This window comes from Microbacterium sp. NPDC089987, assembly GCF_044748505.1.
Lineage (GTDB): Bacteria > Actinomycetota > Actinomycetes > Actinomycetales > Microbacteriaceae > Microbacterium.
The window spans coordinates 1,437,559-1,454,806 of sequence record NZ_JBIVGE010000001.1; the positions used below are offsets into that span (position 1 = coordinate 1,437,559).

Annotated in this window: 15 protein-coding genes; 9 read left to right on the forward strand and 6 right to left on the reverse strand. The window is 71.3% G+C overall.

Features of this window, described 5'->3' with window-relative positions; genetic code table 11:
* Positions 1–49 precede the first annotated feature (49 nt).
* A complete protein-coding gene (rpsT, locus tag ACIPV2_RS06770) occupies positions 50–310 on the forward strand; it encodes a 30S ribosomal protein S20 (protein ID WP_101186779.1) in 261 nt (86 codons plus the stop codon).
* A gap of 125 nt (positions 311–435) precedes the next feature.
* Here rpsT and holA read toward each other — a convergent pair whose 3' ends face one another.
* The 4 genes from holA to leuS form a co-directional block, all read right to left on the reverse strand.
* Complete coding sequence (gene holA, locus ACIPV2_RS06775; RefSeq protein ID WP_400839578.1) at positions 436–1,476, reverse strand: DNA polymerase III subunit delta; 1,041 nt, start codon at positions 1,474–1,476, stop codon at positions 436–438.
* 29 nt (positions 1,477–1,505) lie between these two features.
* Positions 1,506–3,764, reverse strand: a complete 2,259-nt coding sequence (locus ACIPV2_RS06780) for a ComEC/Rec2 family competence protein (protein WP_400839580.1) — start codon at positions 3,762–3,764, stop codon at positions 1,506–1,508.
* Positions 3,761–4,423 (reverse strand): helix-hairpin-helix domain-containing protein, encoded by a 663-nt coding sequence (locus tag ACIPV2_RS06785; RefSeq protein ID WP_400839582.1) that lies wholly within the window; start codon positions 4,421–4,423, stop codon positions 3,761–3,763. Before ACIPV2_RS06785 ends, ACIPV2_RS06780 begins: the two co-directional genes overlap by 4 nt.
* Positions 4,424–4,529: 106 nt before the next feature.
* Positions 4,530–7,022 carry a leucine--tRNA ligase gene (gene leuS, locus ACIPV2_RS06790; RefSeq protein WP_400839584.1) on the reverse strand — a complete coding sequence of 831 codons (2,493 nt, stop codon included), beginning with the start codon at positions 7,020–7,022 and terminating at the stop codon, positions 4,530–4,532.
* A gap of 18 nt (positions 7,023–7,040) precedes the next feature.
* On the opposite strand from leuS, the gene ACIPV2_RS06795 reads away from it, so the two are divergent.
* Positions 7,041–8,081: a sigma-70 family RNA polymerase sigma factor gene (locus ACIPV2_RS06795; RefSeq protein WP_400839586.1), complete on the forward strand. Its 1,041-nt coding sequence runs from the start codon at positions 7,041–7,043 to the stop codon at positions 8,079–8,081.
* A 41-nt stretch (positions 8,082–8,122) separates the two neighbouring features.
* Here the strand turns inward: ACIPV2_RS06795 and ACIPV2_RS06800 are convergent, their stop codons facing one another.
* Positions 8,123–9,073, reverse strand: a complete 951-nt coding sequence (locus ACIPV2_RS06800; RefSeq protein WP_400839588.1) for a glycosyltransferase family 9 protein — start codon at positions 9,071–9,073, stop codon at positions 8,123–8,125.
* Positions 9,074–9,211: 138 nt separating this feature from the next.
* On the opposite strand from ACIPV2_RS06800, the gene ACIPV2_RS06805 reads away from it, so the two are divergent.
* The 7 genes from ACIPV2_RS06805 to ACIPV2_RS06835 are packed head-to-tail and all read left to right on the forward strand — an operon-like array spanning position 9,212 to position 15,904.
* Positions 9,212–9,763 carry an HAD family hydrolase gene (locus tag ACIPV2_RS06805; RefSeq protein WP_400839590.1) on the forward strand — a complete coding sequence of 184 codons (552 nt, stop codon included), beginning with the start codon at positions 9,212–9,214 and terminating at the stop codon, positions 9,761–9,763.
* A gap of 32 nt (positions 9,764–9,795) precedes the next feature.
* On the forward strand, positions 9,796–10,851 hold the full coding sequence (locus tag ACIPV2_RS06810; protein ID WP_400839951.1) for a glycosyltransferase family 9 protein: 1,056 nt from the start codon (positions 9,796–9,798) through the stop codon (positions 10,849–10,851).
* Complete coding sequence (locus tag ACIPV2_RS06815) at positions 10,848–11,888, forward strand: glycosyltransferase (RefSeq protein ID WP_400839592.1); 1,041 nt, start codon at positions 10,848–10,850, stop codon at positions 11,886–11,888. Before ACIPV2_RS06810 ends, ACIPV2_RS06815 begins: the two co-directional genes overlap by 4 nt.
* Positions 11,885–13,129, forward strand: coding sequence for a glycosyltransferase (locus ACIPV2_RS06820; protein ID WP_400839594.1), 1,245 nt, complete (start codon positions 11,885–11,887; stop codon positions 13,127–13,129). The genes ACIPV2_RS06815 and ACIPV2_RS06820 overlap by 4 nt, the downstream gene beginning before the upstream one ends.
* A complete protein-coding gene (locus ACIPV2_RS06825; protein ID WP_400839596.1) occupies positions 13,126–13,746 on the forward strand; it encodes an SIS domain-containing protein in 621 nt (206 codons plus the stop codon). Before ACIPV2_RS06820 ends, ACIPV2_RS06825 begins: the two co-directional genes overlap by 4 nt.
* On the forward strand, positions 13,743–15,143 hold the full coding sequence (gene rfaE2 / locus ACIPV2_RS06830) for a D-glycero-beta-D-manno-heptose 1-phosphate adenylyltransferase (protein WP_400839598.1): 1,401 nt from the start codon (positions 13,743–13,745) through the stop codon (positions 15,141–15,143). The genes ACIPV2_RS06825 and rfaE2 overlap by 4 nt, the downstream gene beginning before the upstream one ends.
* Before the next feature lie 53 nt (positions 15,144–15,196).
* Positions 15,197–15,904 carry an SDR family oxidoreductase gene (locus tag ACIPV2_RS06835; RefSeq protein WP_101186789.1) on the forward strand — a complete coding sequence of 236 codons (708 nt, stop codon included), beginning with the start codon at positions 15,197–15,199 and terminating at the stop codon, positions 15,902–15,904.
* A gap of 3 nt (positions 15,905–15,907) precedes the next feature.
* Here ACIPV2_RS06835 and ACIPV2_RS06840 read toward each other — a convergent pair whose 3' ends face one another.
* Positions 15,908–17,113 (reverse strand): glycosyltransferase family 9 protein, encoded by a 1,206-nt coding sequence (locus ACIPV2_RS06840; protein ID WP_400839601.1) that lies wholly within the window; start codon positions 17,111–17,113, stop codon positions 15,908–15,910.
* Between the last annotated feature and the right edge of the window lie 135 nt (positions 17,114–17,248).

The following is a 17,248-nucleotide window of genomic DNA, read 5'->3' on the forward strand; positions in this document are numbered from 1 at the left end:
CTACCGTCGGCAGCACTCCGAATACCATCCAGACAGAAAGTGTCCACACGTGGCAAACATCAAGTCGCAGATCAAGCGCAACAAGACCAACCTGAAGGCTCAGGAGCGCAACCGCGCCGTGAAGAGCGAGCTGAAGACGCTGGTCCGCAAGACCCGTGAGGCCATCGCCTCGGGCGACAAGGAGGCCGCAGAGGGCGCTCTCAAGGTCGCGGCCGTCAAGCTCGACAAGGCCGTCAGCAAGGGCGTCGTGCACAAGAACCAGGCGAAGAACCGCAAGTCGGCCATCGCCAAGAAGGTCGCCGCTCTCTGACCCTTCGACAGGCTCAGGGGCCCAGATAGGCCCAATGCTTCGAAGGCCCGTCCCGTTCGCGGGGCGGGCCTTCTGCGTACCCGAGAGTGTGAGAGACGCGCAGGCGGCGCAGGTACTGAGCGGCGTCAGCGAGTGAAGGCATCGCGGGTGGCGATGACGGTCACCATGCGCTCGAGCGCGAAGATCGGGTCGCGCGCGGCGCCCTTGACCTCGGCGTCGGCGCGGGCTGTCGCCTGGATCGCCATGCCGAGCGAGCGCTCGTTCCACCCCGCGAGGTCTTTGCGTGCGCGGTCGATCTGCCAGTCCTTCATGCCGAGCTGCTGCGCGAGCTGTCGGCTCGGCTCACGGCGTCCGGCGACACGCGCCATGGTGCGCAGCTTCATCGCGAAGGCGGCCACCATCGGCACGGGGTCGGCTCCGGATGCCAGGGCGTGGCGCAGCGCGACGAGGGCGTCGCCGTAGCGACCGGCGATGGCCGTGTCGGCGACGACGAAGGCCGATACCTCGACGCGACCGCCGTAGTACTTGGTGATGATGTCGTCGGTGATGTCGCCTTCGACGTCGCCGATCAGCTGCTGGCAGGCGGCGGCGAGCTCGGTGAGGTCGTCGGCGAAGGCTGAGACGAGGGCGCGCAGCGCCGTGGGCTGGATGCGCTTCTTCACGGCCTTGAACTCGCCGGCGGCGAAGTCGACGCGATCGGAGTCGCGCTTGACCGCCGCACACGGGATCTCGATGCCACCGCCCGTTCCGGCTCGCACGGCGTCGAGCAGCTTCTTGCCGCGCACCGTCGCGCCCGTGTGGCGGAGGATCACCGTCGCGCCGTCCTGAGGCGCTTCGAGGTAGCGCACGGCTTCCTGCAGGAAGGCGTCGGTGCACTTCTCGACGCCCGCCACGCGCACGAGCCGCGGCTCCCCGAACAGCGAAGGAGAGGTGAGACCGAGCAGCGTGCCAGCGGCGTAGTCGTCGGCGCGGATGTCGCTGACCTCGAGCGCCGGGTCCTCGGCGCGCAGGTAGTCGCGAACACCGGCTATCGCGCGCTCGGCGAGCACCTCTTCCGGGCCCGAGACGAGCACGATCGGCGCGGGCCGCGGCTCACGCCACGACACCTGCGGAATCTTGGTCCCCTTGGCGGCCGTGCTGCGTGCCGAAGAGCGAGGAGCTGCCATGCTCTCAGCCTACCGGCGGGTGCCGACCTTCACTCCTGACGCTCAGTCCACACGACCAGTCGTCCTTCCTTCTCTCCAAGCAGCACGAGACCGCGCTGATCGGTGCGCAGAGTGCGGGAACCTGCCGCCTCCAGGATGTCCAGTGTCTCCTTCCGCGGATGCCCGTAGTCGTTGTCCTCCCCCACGCTGACCAGCGCGGCGGGCGCGGCGATCTGCGCGTACAGCGCCGGTTCCTGGTCACGGCTGCCGTGGTGGGCGACTTTGACGACGGTGTACTCGCCCCGGATGCGGCCGCTGGCCAGCAGCTGGCGCTGCGGAGCAGCCGAGAGGTCGCCGAGCATGAGCATCCGGGGCACTCCCCCGCCGGCGATGTCGACGACGATGCTGGCGTCGTTGCCGCTGGGGAAGGCCGCGGAGTCGGGTGGCGGCCAGACGACGCGCCACTCGGCGGCACCCAGCGATCCGTGTGTGCCCACGGCTCCGCCCCGCAGAGTCGCGCCACCGGCCGCCAGCTCATCGAGGATCCGCTGATCGTCGGGCTCGGCCACCGGCCCGTGCAGCACCGTGCCGACACGACCGGCGAGCGAGGTCGCCGCTCCCACGTGGTCGAGATCGAAATGCGTGAGCACGAGCAGGTCGATGCGGTCGGTTGCTGTCTGCGCGAGACACTCGCCGAGAGCATCCGGGTCTGCACCTGTGTCGACGAGCGCGGTCTGCGAACCCGCTCGCACGAGCACCGCATCGCCCTGCCCGATGTCGCAGGCGGCGATCGTCCACTCACCGGGGGTCGTCATCGATGCGAGCGGGCCGGTCAGCAGCATCCGTGCGATCGAGGCCGCCAACGCGATGACGACCACGGCTGTGGCGGCGAGGCGCAGCCGGCGCGACCGCGGCCGGACGAGAACCAGCGTCGCGGCGGCACTGAGCACGGCGACGACGGTCGCGGCCACGGGACCGGCGGGCACGGCCGCCGTCGCGCCGGGCAGGGCGGCCGAGACCGTCGCGGTCGTCTGGATCCACGCGGCGGGCAGCCAGGCGGCGGCCGCGAGCAGATCCGCCAGAGCGGGCACGGGAGAGGCGAGACAGGCCAGCAGGCCGATCACGGTCGCGATGGGGGCGGCGGGTGCGGCCAGGAGATTCGCGATGACGCCGATCACTGACTGCGTATCTGAGAACAGCGCGACGATCGGACCGCACACCAGCTGAGCGGCGAGTGGCACCGACAGTGCGAGGGCGAGCGGCACGGGCATCCAGCGGCGGAGCCCGCGCAGCAGCGGACGCGACAGCACGAGCAGCGCCGCTGTCGCGGCGGCCGACAGCGCGAAGCCCGGTGTCGCGGCCAGCCAGGGGTCGGCGATGAGCAGTCCGCAGGCGGCCAGCGACAGCATCGCCAGACCGGCGCTGGGCCGCCCGAGCAGCACGGTGAGCATTGCGAGCGCCGCCATCACCGACGCCCGGATCACGCTGGGCTCGGGCGTGACGAGCACGACGAACGCCCCCAGTGCGAGCAGCGAGAGCACGATGCGCAGCAGACGCCCGCCGCCGAGCAGCGAGACCAGCCAGAACAGGGCCGCGACGACGATCGCGCAGTTGGCGCCGCTGACGGCCGTGAGATGGCTGAGCCCCGATGCCAGCATCGCGGCGCTCACCTCCTCCGACACCGCTCGCGTGTCGCCCACCGCGAGGCCGGGGAGAAGGCCGGCACCGGGCTCGGGCAGTCCGCTCGCACGAGCGATGAAGTCGGCGCGTGTGGCCGCCGCGACGGCGAAGATCCCGGATGCCCGCTCCGTCACCTCTGCGCGCGTGCCGAAGATCACGAGAGCGGCCCGCTCGCCGGCATCCGTCCGCTTGCCCTGGCCGTTGATCCGCAGCACGGCGCCGAGATCCACCCCGTCGATCGGTTCGACGCCGGCCCGCACCGGAGCGGAGATGCGCTGCGGATGCCCGGGCGGACCGATGTCGATGGTCTGGGCGTCGAACCAGAGCCGACCGTCGCTGCCGAGCGAGGCGGATGAGGTGACCTCGACGAGCGCCTCGATCACGTGCCCGTCCTGCTCTCCGAGCGCGTCGCGGGCCGGCTGCGCACCGGCGATGGTCGTGGCGAGACCCGCACCGCACAGCAGCACGAGCACGACGAGGCCCGCTCGGCGGCGGCGGGTCGCCACGAGCAGCACGGCACCGGTGAGCGAGACCGGGATCGAGACCACGACAAGAGCCGGCACGTGGATGAGCAGCAGCGCTATCCCCCAGAGTGCCGCCGCCAGCACGGAGGTGCGCAGATCCTTCACACCCGCACCTTCTCGCGCATGCCGGCGAGCAGCTTCTCACCGATCCCCGGCACGGCCAGCAGGTCGTCGACCGATCGGAAGCGCCCGTTCTCATCACGCCAGTCGATGATCCGCTGCGCCAGCGCCGGGCCGATGCGCGGCAGAGTCTCGAGCGCGGTCTGATCCGCGGTGTTGAGGTTCACTACGCCATCTGCCCCGGCGCCGCCGCCACCTCCCCCATCCGGGGCACCTGGCGGCGCCTCCGCGCCGATCTTCGGCACGACGATCTGCTCACCGTCGCTCAGCGGACGAGCGAGGTTCACGGCCTGCAGGTCGGCGGATTCGAGGGTGCCGCCGGCGGCGGCCAGGGCATCCACCAGCCGGGCATCCGGATCGACGATGTACAGACCGGGAGTCGTCACCTCGCCGAGCACATGCACGTACAGGCCCTCAGGCGGCGCCACAGCAGAGCCGTTGCCAGAGCCATCGCCGGTGTCAGCCGACGCCGATGAGCTCCCGTCCAGCCCGATGCTCTCGGTGGGCGCTGCCTGCCCGCGCAGAATGCCCCAGCCGACCGCGGCCGACAGCACGACCAGCCCCAGTGTCACCGCGGCGCCGATGCCCAGCCTCAGGCGCGGCCGCACCCGGGCATCCGGCGGTGCGGGGTCGTCGGCTGACACCCTGTCACGCTAGGCGAGCCGGCGCAGGCCCGGCCACACGGAACCCGGCGACTGTGCACAACTCACGCCGAAGGGCGAGCTGTGCGAAATCCCCGACGGGAGCGGATCAGCCCTTGACGGCGAAGTTGACGATCTTCGGCGCGCGCACGATCACACGCACGATCTCCTTGCCCTCCAGCGCACGCTGCACCTTCTCGTCGGCGCGGGCCGCGGCCTCCAGGTCGGCCTCCGAGATGTCGGCGGCGACCTCGAGGGTCGCGCGCACCTTGCCGTTCACCTGCACCGCGGTGGTGACGGTGTCTTCCACGAGCAGCGCGGGATCGGCATCCGGCCACTGCACGGCACTGACCGACGGCTCGTGCCCGAGCCGGGCCCACATCTCCTCGCCGGTGTGGGGGGCGATGAGCTCGACGATCATCGCGACGGTCTCGGCCGCCTCGCGCACGGCGGGGTCGCCGGCGCCTGCTCCGGTGTCGATCGTCTTGCGGATGCCGTTCACCAGCTCCATCAGACGCGCGACGACGACGTTGAACTTCGTCTGCTCGACGAGCGCCGGCGCATCGGCCAGCAGGCGGTGGGTGATGCGGCGCAGGGCCGCGTCACCGGCATCCGAAGCCGTTCCGGGCTCGCTCGCAACCTCGTCGGCGACCCGCAGCGCGCGGGAGAGGAACTTCTGCGCACCCGACAGCGAGACGCCGTTCCACTCCTTGTCGTCTTCCACCGGGCCGGCGAAGGCCAGGCCCAGGCGCAGGGCGTCGGCGCCGTACTGACCGAGCAGATCGGACAGCTCGACGAGGTTGCCCTTGCTCTTCGACATCTTCGCGCCGTCCATGATGACCATGCCCTGATTCACCAGGTTCGAGAACGGCTCCTCGAAGTCGATCAGGCCCAGGTCGAACATCACCTTCGTGATGAAGCGCGCGTACAGCAGGTGCAGGATCGCGTGCTCGACGCCGCCGAAGTACCCGTCGACCGGTGCCCAGCGCTTGGCCTCGGCGGGGTCGAACGCGAACTCGGAGCTGTTCGGCGACAGGAAGCGCAGGAAGTACCACGAGCTGTCGACGAAGGTGTCCATGGTGTCGGCGTCGCGCAGCGCGGGCTCACCAGACGCGGGGTCGACCGTGCGCACCCACGACTCGGCCGCGCCCAGGGGCGAGGAGCCCTTCGGGCGCAGGTCGAGGCCGTCGACGCTGGGCAGCTGCACGGGCAGGCGGTCCTCGGGCACGGGCACGACGCTGCCGTCGTCGAGGTGCAGCATCGGGATCGGGGTGCCCCAGAAGCGCTGGCGCGAGATCAGCCAGTCGCGCAGGCGGTAGTTCTTCGCCTCGCGACCGGTGCCCGCCTCGCCGAGCTGGGCGATGGTGCGGGCGATCGCCTCGTTCTTCTCCAGGCCGTCGAGCTCACCCGACCCGGTCATCCGGCCGTTGCCCACCAGCGCGACACCGGTGGCGGCGGGGTCGAGCTCAGCGAGGTCCTCTCCCTCGTTCGCGCCGCCGGCGACGGTCGTGTCGAGCACGACGCGGATCGGCAGGTCGAAGGCGCGGGCGAAGTCGAGGTCGCGCTGGTCGTGCGCGGGCACGGCCATGACAGCGCCGTGGCCGTAGTCGGCCAGCACGTAATCGGCGGCCCAGATCGGCATCCGCTCGCCGTTGACGGGGTTGACCGCGTAGCGCTCGAGGAAGACGCCCGTCTTCGGGCGGTCGGTCGACTGGCGCTCGATCTCCGTCTGCTTCTGCACCGTCTCGAGGTAGTCCCGGAAGCGCATCCGCACGTCCGACGACGACCCGGATGCCAGTTCTGCAGCGAGGTCGGAGTCGGGGGCGATCACGAAGAAGGTCGCGCCATGCAGCGTGTCGGGACGCGTCGTGAAGACGGTCACGGGCTCGTCGCGGTCCTCGATGACGAAGTCGACGTCGGCGCCGGTGGAGCGGCCGATCCAGTTGCGCTGCATCTGCAGCACCTTGTGCGGCCAATGCCCCTCGAGCGAGTCCAGGTCATCGAGCAGGCGGTCGGCGTACTCGGTGATCTTGAAGTACCACTGCGTGAGCTTCTTCTTCACGACCTCGGCGCCGCAGCGCTCGCAGCGGCCGTCGACGACCTGCTCGTTGGCCAGCACGGTCTGGTCGTTGGGGCACCAGTTGACGGCGCTCTTCTTGCGGTACGCCAGGCCCCGCTCGTACAGCTTCAGGAACAGCCACTGGTTCCACCGGTAGTACTCGGGGTCGGAGGTGTGCAGCACGCGCGACCAGTCGTACGACATGCCGTAGCCGCGGAACCCGGCCTTGTGCTGGTCGATGTTCTTGTACGTCCACTCGCGCGGGTCTGCGCCGCGCTTGATCGCCGCGTTCTCGGCGGGCAGGCCGAACGAGTCCCAGCCGATCGGGTTGAGCACGTTGTGCCCGCGGTGGCGCCAGTACCTGGCGACGATGTCGGGGTAGAGGTAGTTGATGGCGTGCCCCATGTGCAGGTCACCGGACGGGTACGGGAACATGCCGAGGATGTACTTGCGGGGCCGCTCGTCTGCGTCGCCGCCCGCCACGAACGTCTCGTTCTCGGCCCAGTACTCCTGCCACTTGAGCTGGATGTCGTGCGCGGACATCACTTCAGGGGACTCGGCGTGGGACGCGTGCTCGGTCAAGGAACGGCCAATCTGACGATGCGGGACAGCCCGGAAATCGGGCCCTTCCAGGGTATCGCGAGTTATCGCGTTCCCCTGTCGTACAAAGGTTCACTACTACCGCTGCTTCTCCTCTTCTGCAAGCCGCTTCTCCTTCTCCTCGTTTCGCTGTTGAGTGTGCTCCGAACGCTTTCAGTGCTCAGTGATGATCGAGAGAAGGTGGATATGTCGCAACCCATGAACCGCCGGCGCCACCGCCGCACCCCTGAGGAGACGCAAGCCCGCAACGCGCGATCGGTGAAGATGCTCATCAGCGCCCGATCCCTGCCGGAGCCCGCGCGACGGCGACTGCACCAGCGTGTCGTGCTGGAGTACCTCGACGTGGCGGACGCCGTGGCCAGCAGATACCAGTCCTCCGCTCAGGACAGTCGGGATCTCCGCCAGGTGGCGTATCTCGGGCTGACGAAGGCCGTGCAGCGGTTCGAGCCGACGATGGGCGTGGACATCGTCTCCTTCGCGGTGCCCACGATCTCCGGCGAGATCAAGCGCTATCTGCGTGACAGCAGCTGGGTGGTGCGCCCGCCCCGGCAGCTGCAGGAGCTCAGCGTGGAGCTGCGCAGCGAGGTTCCCCGGATCGCGCAGAGTCTGGGCCGCGAGCCGTCGCTGGAGGAGGTGGCGGAGGAGCTGGACCTGCCCGTCGAACGGGTCGCGGAGGCCATGGCCTGCGCTCAGGGCCGGCGGCCGGTATCGCTGGACACGCCGCAGCGCGGCGACTGGGCCGACGGTCTCGCGCTCGGCGACACGCTGCGTGCCGGCCATGACGACTTCGCCCGAGCAGAGCTGAGTGTGGCGGTCGAACGAGCATGCGCCACGCTCACGCCCCGGGAGCGGAAGATCATCCACCTGCGGTTCGTGCGGGAGTACACCCAGTCCGAGATCGCACGTGAATGCGGCGTGACGCAGATGCAGATCTCGCGTCTGCTGACGAAGATCATGACCACCCTCCGCTCGCACCTGAGTCCGGAGCTGCTCGCAGCCTGACCGGCGTGCTCAGCGACGCCGCGCTCAGCGAAGCCTGGGGCTCAGCGACGCCGCACCGAAAGAGCCGCCTCGATCACCTGGTCGGCCGTGACCGCCAGCAGGGCGGGGTCGGGCTCGGATGAGAAGGTGTCGCCCTTGCGCAGCCGCGCATCGGTGAGCACGATGTGCGGACCCGCGGGCGGCCCCCACTCCTCGGGCGGAGCGGGGCCGAACACGATCGTGGACGGGGTGCCGTAGGCGGATGCGAGATGCGCGGCGCCCGTGTCGACGGAGACGAGCACCGAGGCGTGCGCGATGAGTGCGGCGAGATCCGTGAGATCATCCCGGCCAGCGCGCACCATGCTCTCGTCGAGTCCGGCCAGGCGGGCCACGGCATCCGCCCTCTCGCGATCGGCCGGGCCGCCGGTGATCACCACGACGGCACCGTCCTCCCGCAGCGCCCGCACCACCTCCGCGAAGCGCTCCACCGGCCAGGCGCGCGAGCCGTAGAAGGCTCCCACGTGCACCACGGCCGCGCCGTCCACGAGCGGGGCTCGCTCGGGTACCGCGATCGACACCTCGTCGGCGTCAGCGGGCACGCCGTGCCCGCTGACGAGGCGGGCCCAGCGCCACCGCTCCAGGATGCCGTCGAGCCAGGGCACCCCGTCCGGATCCGTCTCGGAGAGGTGCACGATCCGCCGCCGCGGCTGCAGGGCATCGATGATGGCTCGGCTCTCGGGGCCGTTGCCGTGCAGGTTCACCGCGACATCGACCGAGCCGGCCGGCAGCGGCAGCAGATCGTCGAGCCCAGGGGTGGGCAGCAGGGCATCCACCCCCGGGACGAGCTCCGCGATCGGCTGCAGCCAGCCGGGCACGGCGAGCACGAGCTCGTGATCGGGAAAGGCACGGCGCAGGCCGTGCAGTGCGGGCACCGCGACGAGAAGGTCGCCGAGTTTCAGCGCGCGCAGCGCGAGAAGGACGGGCCGGGATCCGGCTGCGGAGAACAGGCGCATGCTCTCATCCTGGCCGCCGCCGCGCTCTCCGGGAAAACCCTTGCGTGAAGGGCGGTCGAACTGACAAAGGCGCGACCGTCGAGAAGAACTTCTTCTCGAGGAGTTTGCTTCTCCGCCGAAGGGGGAAGTGCTTCTCTCATGGATGTCCTTCAGCCTCGCCTGCGTGCGATCCTCTTCGATCGCGACGACACCCTCATCGAGGATGTGCCGTACAACGGCGATCCCGACCGTGTGGTGCCGATGCCGGGCGCGCTCGACGCTCTGCAGCAGGTGCGCCGCGCCGGGCTGCGCACGGGCGTGGTGAGCAACCAGTCCGGTATCGCCCGCGGCATCCTCACCGTCGCGCAGGTGGATGCGGTGAACGCTCGCGTGGAGCGGATGCTGGGCCCGTTCGACCTGTGGCGCTACTGCCCGCACGGCAGCGAGGACGGATGCCGCTGCCGCAAACCCGAGCCCGGAATGATCCTCTCCGCGGCCGAGCAGCTGGGTGTCTCCCCCGCGGAGGTCGCGATGATCGGCGACATCGGCGCTGACGTTCAGGCGGCCGCAGCGGCCGGCGCACGGGGAGTCCTCGTGCCGACAGCCCGCACCCGCCCGGAGGAGGTGCAGGCGGCAGCGGTCGTCGCGCCCGACCTCGCGTCGGCCGTCGCACTGCTGCTCGCCGGCGCCCCGGTGGAGGTCGCGTCGTGACCCGGCGCGTGCTCGTGGCGCGGCTGGACAGCATGGGAGATGTGCTGGTATCCGGCCCCGCGGTGCGCGCAGTGGCCAGGCAGGCCGAAGTGGTGATGCTGTGCGGCCCGCGCGGCGCGGATGCCGCAGCCCTGCTGCCGGGAGTGCATGCCCGCATCGTCTGGGATGCCCCATGGATCTCGGCGCCCGCTCCACCTGTGCACGCGCACGCCGTAGCGGAGCTCGTCGCCCAGGTGCGCGCGGCCGGGGTCGACGAGGCCGTGATCCTCACCTCCTTCCACCAGTCGCCGCTGCCCCTGGCGCTGCTGCTGCGCCTCGCCGGGGTCACCCGGATCACCGGCGCCTCGGTCGACTACGCCGGCTCCCTTCTGGACGTGCGGCTGCGCCCCGGCGAGGACCTGGACGAGAGCATCCCGGAGCCCGAGCGTGCTCGGCGCATCGCGGAAGCCGCGGGCTTCCCGCGCGACGACGACGACCGGCTGCGGCTGGGTCCGCTGCCGGACACATCGACGCTCACCCGGGGCACCGGCTACGTCGTCCTGCATCCCGGCGCGGCGGTGCCCGCCCGGATGTGGACCGCCGACGGCTTCGCCCGCACTGCGCGGCTGCTCGCCGACGCCGGCCGCCGCGTCGTGATCTCCGGCGGCGACGCTGAGCGCGACCTGGCCCGCACCATCGTCTCCGCCTGCCCGGAGGCGATCGATCTGACCGGGGCGTGCGACCTGACGCACCTGGCCGGCGTGCTCGCCGGCGCGGACGCCCTCGTGTCGGGCAACACCGGTCCTGCCCACCTCGCCGCTGCCGTCGGCACGCCTGTGGTCAGCCTCTTCTCCCCCGTCGTGCCGGCGGAACGCTGGGCGCCGTACGGCGTGCCGGTGGAGCTGCTCGGCGATCAGCACGCTGCGTGCCGCGGCACGCGGGCACGCGAGTGCCCCGTGCCCGGGCATCCCTGCCTGACCTCGGTGACGGCAGAGCAGGTCGTCGCCGCGGTGCACCGGCTGAGTGCCGACCGCGGAGCAGAGATGCAGCCCGGGGCGCGAACAGAGGCGTCAGAGCGATCCAGCACACATGAAGGAGTGAGCGCATGAGGGTGATGGTGTGGATGGTCCACGGCGGGTGGATGGACGGTTTCCTCCGCGGACAGCACGAGTACATCGTGCCGTTCGCCGGCGATGAGCCTCCGCGGCTGCCCGCCGGTGTGCGGGCAGTCCCCGAGCGCGCGCTGCGCGAGGAGGACGTCGACGTCGTCGTGCTGCAGAGCAAGGCGGAGCTGGAGGCAGCCGAGCGCCTGCTGGGCCGCGTGCCTGGACGCGACGTCGCCGCGGTGTTCGTCGAGCACAACACCCCCAAGCAGCACCCGACCGAGCAGCGTCATCCGCTCGCCGATCAGGACCGCATCCCGGTCGTGCACGTCACGCACTTCAACCGCCTGGTGTGGGACAACGGCGACGCCCCGACCCGCGTGATCGAGCACGGGGTCCCCGATCCCGGACCGCTGTACAGCGGAGAAGGGCCGGCGCTGGGCGTGGTGATCAACGAGCCCGTCCGGCGCTGGCGGGTCACCGGCACGGATCTGCTGCCCCGATTCGCGCAGGTCGCGCCGCTGCACGCGTTCGGCATCGACTCGGATCTGCTGCCTGCGGCACTGGGTCTGCCCGAAGAGAGACTGCGGATCGTGGGCGATCTGCCCACCGGCCGGATGCACGCCGAGCTGGCGAAGCGACGCGCCTACCTGCATCCGTTCCGATGGACCTCTCTGGGTCTCGCTCTGCTCGAGGCGATGACGATGGGCATGCCGGTGCTCGCACTGGCGACGACCGAGGCGTCGCGGGCGGTGCCGCCCGAGGCCGGCGCCATATCGGCCGACCCCGGCGAACTCGCCACGATGGCGGCGGCGCTCCTCGCAGACCCCGACGAGGCCCGCATCCGCGGCGCACACGCTCGTGAGTTCGCGCTGGAGCATTACGGGCTGCAGCGGTTCCTGTCCGACTGGGACACCGTGCTGGATGAGCAGCACACCATGCACCTCCGCCGCAGCCGGACCGGCGCTCGCGCAGAGCATCCCGACGCGCCGCAGCCGTTCCCAGGCGGTCCCTCATCACAACTGGAAGGAGTGCGGGGATGAAGATCGCCATGGTCTCCGAGCACGCCAGTCCCCTCGCCGATCCCGGCAGCGTCGATGCCGGCGGGCAGAACGTCCACGTGGCCGCACTCTCGCGCATGCTGGCGAGAAGGGGGCACAGCGTGACCGTGTTCACCCGTCGCGACGACCCCGCGCTCGATGAGCGCGTGCAGCTCGACGAGGGCGTCGACGTCGTGCACGTCGACGCGGGCCCCGCCGCCCGCATCCCCAAGGACGACCTGCTGCCGCACATGACCGAGCTCGCAGAAGGCCTCGCGCAGCACTGGCGGGCGGATCCGCCCGATGTGGTGCACAGCCACTTCTGGATGTCCGGCCTGGCGGCCCTGGATGCGGTCGCCATGCTGGCCGACTCGGACGTCAGCGCACCGCCCGTGCTGCACACGTTCCATGCCCTCGGAGCGGTGAAGCGCCGCCATCAGGGTGCGGCTGACACCAGCCCCGCCGAGCGGGAGTGGCTGGAGCCGAGTGTGGGCCGCCGAGCCGACACCGTCATCGCCACCTGCTCGGACGAGGCGTTCGAGCTGCGTGCCCTCGGCGTGCCCTCCTCCCGCATCGCCATCGCCCCGTGCGGGGTCGACCTCGCCCATTTCGGCGTGGAGGGTGAGGTCGAGCCGAAGGGAGCCAGGCACCGGGTGCTGAGCGTCGGACGGCTGGTGCCCCGCAAGGGCGTCGATCTGGTCGTGCGCGCACTCGCCACGCTCGTGGAATCGGGCTTCGGCGACATCGAACTGGTCATCGCAGGTTGCGACGGCACCGCGGAGGCCGACCCCGAGGCAGCCCGCCTCTCGGCGCTCGCCGACGAGCTCGGCATCGCTGATCGGGTGCGGTTCCACGGAAAGGTGAGTCGCGACCGGATGCCGGCGCTGCTGCGCTCTGCGGATGCCGTGGTGTGCGCTCCGTGGTACGAGCCGTTCGGCATCGTGCCGCTGGAGGCGATGGCCTGCGGCACGCCGGTGGTCGCGGCCGCCGTCGGCGGCCTGATCGACAGCGTGACCGACGGCGTCACGGGTCTGCATGTGCCGCCGCGCGACCCGGACGCCATCGCGAGCGCGCTGCAGGAGCTCCTGGGCGACGAGGCACGGCGCCGCGCGTGGGGACGCGCCGGCCGCGCCCGCGTGGAGAGCCGCTACTCCTGGGAGCGGGTGGCAGCGCAGACCGAGCGCATCTATCGGATGGCGCAGGTCCGCCGCGTGGCGGGCCGGACGGAAGGAGCAGCACTGTGAGCATCATCGAGACCGATCAGCCGCGCACCGCGGCGGCGCGGCACGACCCGGTGCGCGAGCACCTGCAGGGGCTGCGAGCGGCGATCACCGCCACCGAGCAGCACGCGACGCGCCTGGAGCAGTGGGGACGAGAACTCGCCGCGCGCCTGAGCGACGGGCATCGTCTGCTGGTCGCGGGCAACGGCGGCTCCGCTGCCGAGGCGCAGCACCTCACCGCCGAGCTCGTCGGACGGTACCAGCACGACCGCCCCGCCTTCTCGGCGCTCGCACTGAGCTCGGAGAGCTCCAGTGTGACCGCCATCGGCAACGACTACGGCTTCGATCAGATCTTCGCGCGGCAGGTGCACGCTCACGCGCGTGCAGGCGATGTGGTGCTGCTGATCTCCACCAGCGGACGCAGCGCGAATCTGCTGCGCGCCGCCGAAGCGGCAAGGCAGGTGGGCGCGGTCGTGTGGTCGCTCACCGGGCCCGGCGCGAACCCCCTCGCAGACCTCGCCGACGAGGCGATCTGCGTGGATGCTCCCTCGCCTCACGTGCAGGAGTGCCATCTCGTCGCGATCCACGCGGTGTGCCGCGTATTCGACGAGCAGATCGAGAAAGCCGAGGACGCGGCATGAGGATCACGGTGGTGGGTGACACGCTGCTCGACGAGGACCTCGTGGGCTCCTCCTCCCGCCTGTGCCCGGATGCGCCGGTGCCCGTCGTGGACGTGACGGCGCGATCGCGACGGGCAGGCGGCGCGGGGCTGGTCGCGACCATGCTCGCCGCTGACGGCCACGAGGTCGAGCTGGTGACCGTGCTCTCCGACGATGACGCCGCGGGATCGCTGCGCGAGTGCCTGCGGAGCGTGCGGGTGGTGGCCGGCCCATCGGGCGCTCCCACACCCGTGAAGACGAGGCTGCGCTGCAACGGAGAACCCTTCGGGCGGCTCGACGAGGGCTGTGACCCCGCGCCGGTGCCGCGTGCCACCGAAGACATGCTCGCGGCGGTATCCGAGGCCGAGGTCCTCATCGTGGCCGACTACGGCCGCGGGCTGCTGGCGGGGCGCAGCCTGCGGAAGGCTCTCGAGCGGCGCGCCGCGGATGTCCCACTCATCTGGGACCCGCATCCGCGCGGCACGCCGCCCGTGCCGGCCGCCTGGCTGGTCACTCCGAACGCCGACGAGGCCTCCGCCGCGGCGGGCCTGCCCGAGCAGAGCGATGCGGCAGACATCGCCGGTGCGCTCCGTGCACGTTGGGGTTCCCGAGCGGTCGTCGTGACCCTGGGTGAAGCGGGTGCGGTGCTGCAGGAGGGCACGGCTCCGCCCCTGCAGGTCGGCGTCGACAGCGTCGCGGGCGCCGACCCCTGCGGCGCCGGTGACCGCTTCGCCGCCACCGCCGCAGTCGTGCTGGCGCGCACCGGCGATGTCGCGCTCGCGGTGCAGGAGGCCGCATCGGCGGCCGGCGCCTATCTCGCCGCGGGTGGCGTGGGCGCCCTCCCCTCACCGCGTCCTGCTCCTGCGCGCCCGGAGGAGCGCGACGCGAGGTCGGGCGCGGCCGACGATGTGCCCGCATCCGCGTTCGGAGACGCCCGCGAGCTCATCAGCGCAGTACGCGCTCGCGGCGGCACTGTGGTGGCCACCGGCGGCTGCTTCGATCTGCTGCACGCGGGCCATGTCCGCACGCTTCAGGCCGCACGCGACCTCGGCGACTGCCTCATCGTCTGCGTGAACTCCGACGACTCCGTGCGGCGGCTGAAGGGCTCCGCACGGCCGCTCATCGGCGAGCACGACCGCGCCGAGCTGCTCGGGGCCCTCGGGTGCGTCGACGCGGTGATCGTCTTCGAGGAGGACAGCCCGGAAGACGTCATCGGCCGAATCCGTCCCGACATCTGGGTGAAAGGCGGCGACTACAGCGCCGCCGCCCTGCCCGAGACGAAGCTCGTGCAGTCCTGGGGCGGTCGCACCGTGACCCTGCCCTTCCACCTCGGTCGCTCGACCACGGCCCTGGCCGCCAGACTCGCCGACGTCATCTGATCGCCGGTACTCACCTCACCCTCCCCGCAGGGGAAGACAGAAAGAGAGACAGCATGCAGTCCAGCTACCCCCGTCCCCTCGGCCGTGTCCTGATCACCGGCGGCGCGTCCGGCCTCGGTGAGGCCGTGGCGCGCGCGGTCGCCGAAGCGGGCGGCACGCCCGCGGTGATCGACCGAGACGTGTCGGCGGTGCCGTCGGGCACTCTGAGCCGCCAGGCCGACGTATCCGACCGGCAGCAGGTCGAGCAGGCGGTCGCGTCGATCGCCGCAGAGCTGGGCGGGATCGACGCGGTCGTCACCGCCGCAGGGATCGATCGGTGCGGTCGACTGGAGGACATCGCCGCCGATGAGTGGGAACGGGTCATCTCCGTCAACCTCCTCGGCACCGTCTCTGCCGTGCGCGCGGCCCTGCCGCACCTCGAGCAGGTGCACGGCCGGGTCATCACGGTCGCCTCGTCGCTGGCTCTGCGCGCACTCTCGGATGCCACGGCGTACTGCGCCTCGAAATTCGGCGTGCTCGGCTTCTCGCGCGCACTCGCGGCGGAGACTCGCGGACGCCTCGGCGTGACGACGCTGATCCCCGCCGGGATGCGCACGCGCTTCTTCGACGACCGTGACGAGCAGTACAAGCCCGGCCCCGACGCGCAGCTCAACGACCCCTCTGACGTCGCGCGCACGGTCGTGTTCGCGCTGCAGCAGCCGGAGGGATGCGAGGTTCGCGAACTGGTGGTCTGCCCCGAGGAAGAGCCCTCCTGGCCCTGATCCTCACCCGGTGCGGCTGCTGCGGGCATCCGCCAGCAGCCGCACCGCATCCTCCAGAACCGGGCCGACCTCGACATCGGCGACGAAGGAGACGTCGTGCTCGCAGCGCTCGGCGGTCCAGCCCACCTGCGTCGCATCCCGATCGCAGACCGGGCACCGCGTGGTCCACGACAGGTGCGCGCGATGCCGGCCACGTCCGAGCGGGCCGGCGTTGACGACGTTGCCGAACCAGAACACCGATACCGTGCGGGTGCCGACGGCCTGAGCGAGATGGCGCGGTCCGCTGTCGTTGCCGAGCATGATATCGGCGGCGGCGAGCACGGCGGTGAGCTCGGAAAGGGTGAGCCGGCCGGACAGGTCCACGATCCTCTCGCTCTCCTGCGCGCCGGCTTGTGCAGCGATCCGAGCGCACAGCTCGACGTCCTCGCCGTCGCCCACCAGCACCACACGCGCGCCTTCTGCCGCCAGCGCCGCTGCGACGGCGGCGAACCGCTCGGTGGGCCAGCGCCGACGCGGGTCGGTTGCCCCTGGATGCAGCACCACGAGGGCTTCTTCGTCTGAACGGTGCCGGGCGGCGAGGTCGTGCTCCTCCGGCGTCAGCGCGATGGTCGGCTCGAGGCTCACCGGCGCGGCACCGGCGAGCGCCACCACCTCCAGCGCTCGCAGCACCTCGTGCTGGTAGTACACGTACTCCAGCGAGCGCTCCAGATCGGCGGCGTCCGGCGTGCGGGTGCCGACCGTATGGCGCGCACCGAGCGCCCGCAGGAACGGGTTCGAGAAGCGCCCCCCGCCGTGCACCTGCACGGCCAGGTCGAAGCCCTCCGCGCGGCACTCGGCGAGGAATGCTGCGATCGCCTGCTCGTCGGCATCCGTCTCCGGCGACGCACCGACCCCGGGCACCGACGGCAGCACGCGGATGCGGTGCGGCGCCCCCGGCCGTCCCTCCAGCAGTCGCTCGGCCAGCGCGGTTCCCAGCAGGGTCACCTCGGCCTCAGGGTAGGCGGCGGCGAGCGCCTGCATGGCGGGCATGGCGAAGAGAAGATCTCCCAGCCCTCCGGCGCGCAGCACGGCGATGCGGCGGACCCCCGGGAATCGCGGGCTCAACGGCGCGATGACCGGTCCGCTGATCGGCTGCCCGTCAGCCGTCGTTGCGGTTGCCGATGCGGTTGCGGTTGCGGAGTCTGCAGCGCGATGCGCGGATGCCGTCATGGAGTCCTCCCTGTCACGCGAAGCCGCCTCGAGTCACGAGGGCGCTTCCCTCCCCATCCCCGGACTGATCGATCCGCAAACCTCCTCGCGGCAGCAGGTGTGAACCGCGCGTGCGATGGGTAGGGGTGGGAGTGA

Bases quoted from the DNA above. Each gene is read 5' to 3' on its own strand.
- ACIPV2_RS06840 (WP_400839601.1), bottom strand. From the start codon at position 17,113: ATGACGGCATCCGCGCATCGCGCTGCAGACTCCGCAACCGCAACCGCA.
- ACIPV2_RS06815 (WP_400839592.1), top strand. From the start codon at position 10,848: ATGAGGGTGATGGTGTGGATGGTCCACGGCGGGTGGATGGACGGTTTC.
- ACIPV2_RS06820 (WP_400839594.1), top strand. From the start codon at position 11,885: ATGAAGATCGCCATGGTCTCCGAGCACGCCAGTCCCCTCGCCGATCCC.
- holA (WP_400839578.1), bottom strand. From the start codon at position 1,476: ATGGCAGCTCCTCGCTCTTCGGCACGCAGCACGGCCGCCAAGGGGACC.
- ACIPV2_RS06800 (WP_400839588.1), bottom strand. From the start codon at position 9,073: ATGCGCCTGTTCTCCGCAGCCGGATCCCGGCCCGTCCTTCTCGCGCTG.
- leuS (WP_400839584.1), bottom strand. From the start codon at position 7,022: ATGTCCGCGCACGACATCCAGCTCAAGTGGCAGGAGTACTGGGCCGAG.
- ACIPV2_RS06805 (WP_400839590.1), top strand. From the start codon at position 9,212: ATGGATGTCCTTCAGCCTCGCCTGCGTGCGATCCTCTTCGATCGCGAC.
- ACIPV2_RS06810 (WP_400839951.1), top strand. From the start codon at position 9,796: ATGGGAGATGTGCTGGTATCCGGCCCCGCGGTGCGCGCAGTGGCCAGG.
- ACIPV2_RS06835 (WP_101186789.1), top strand. From the start codon at position 15,197: ATGCAGTCCAGCTACCCCCGTCCCCTCGGCCGTGTCCTGATCACCGGC.
- rfaE2 (WP_400839598.1), top strand. From the start codon at position 13,743: ATGAGGATCACGGTGGTGGGTGACACGCTGCTCGACGAGGACCTCGTG.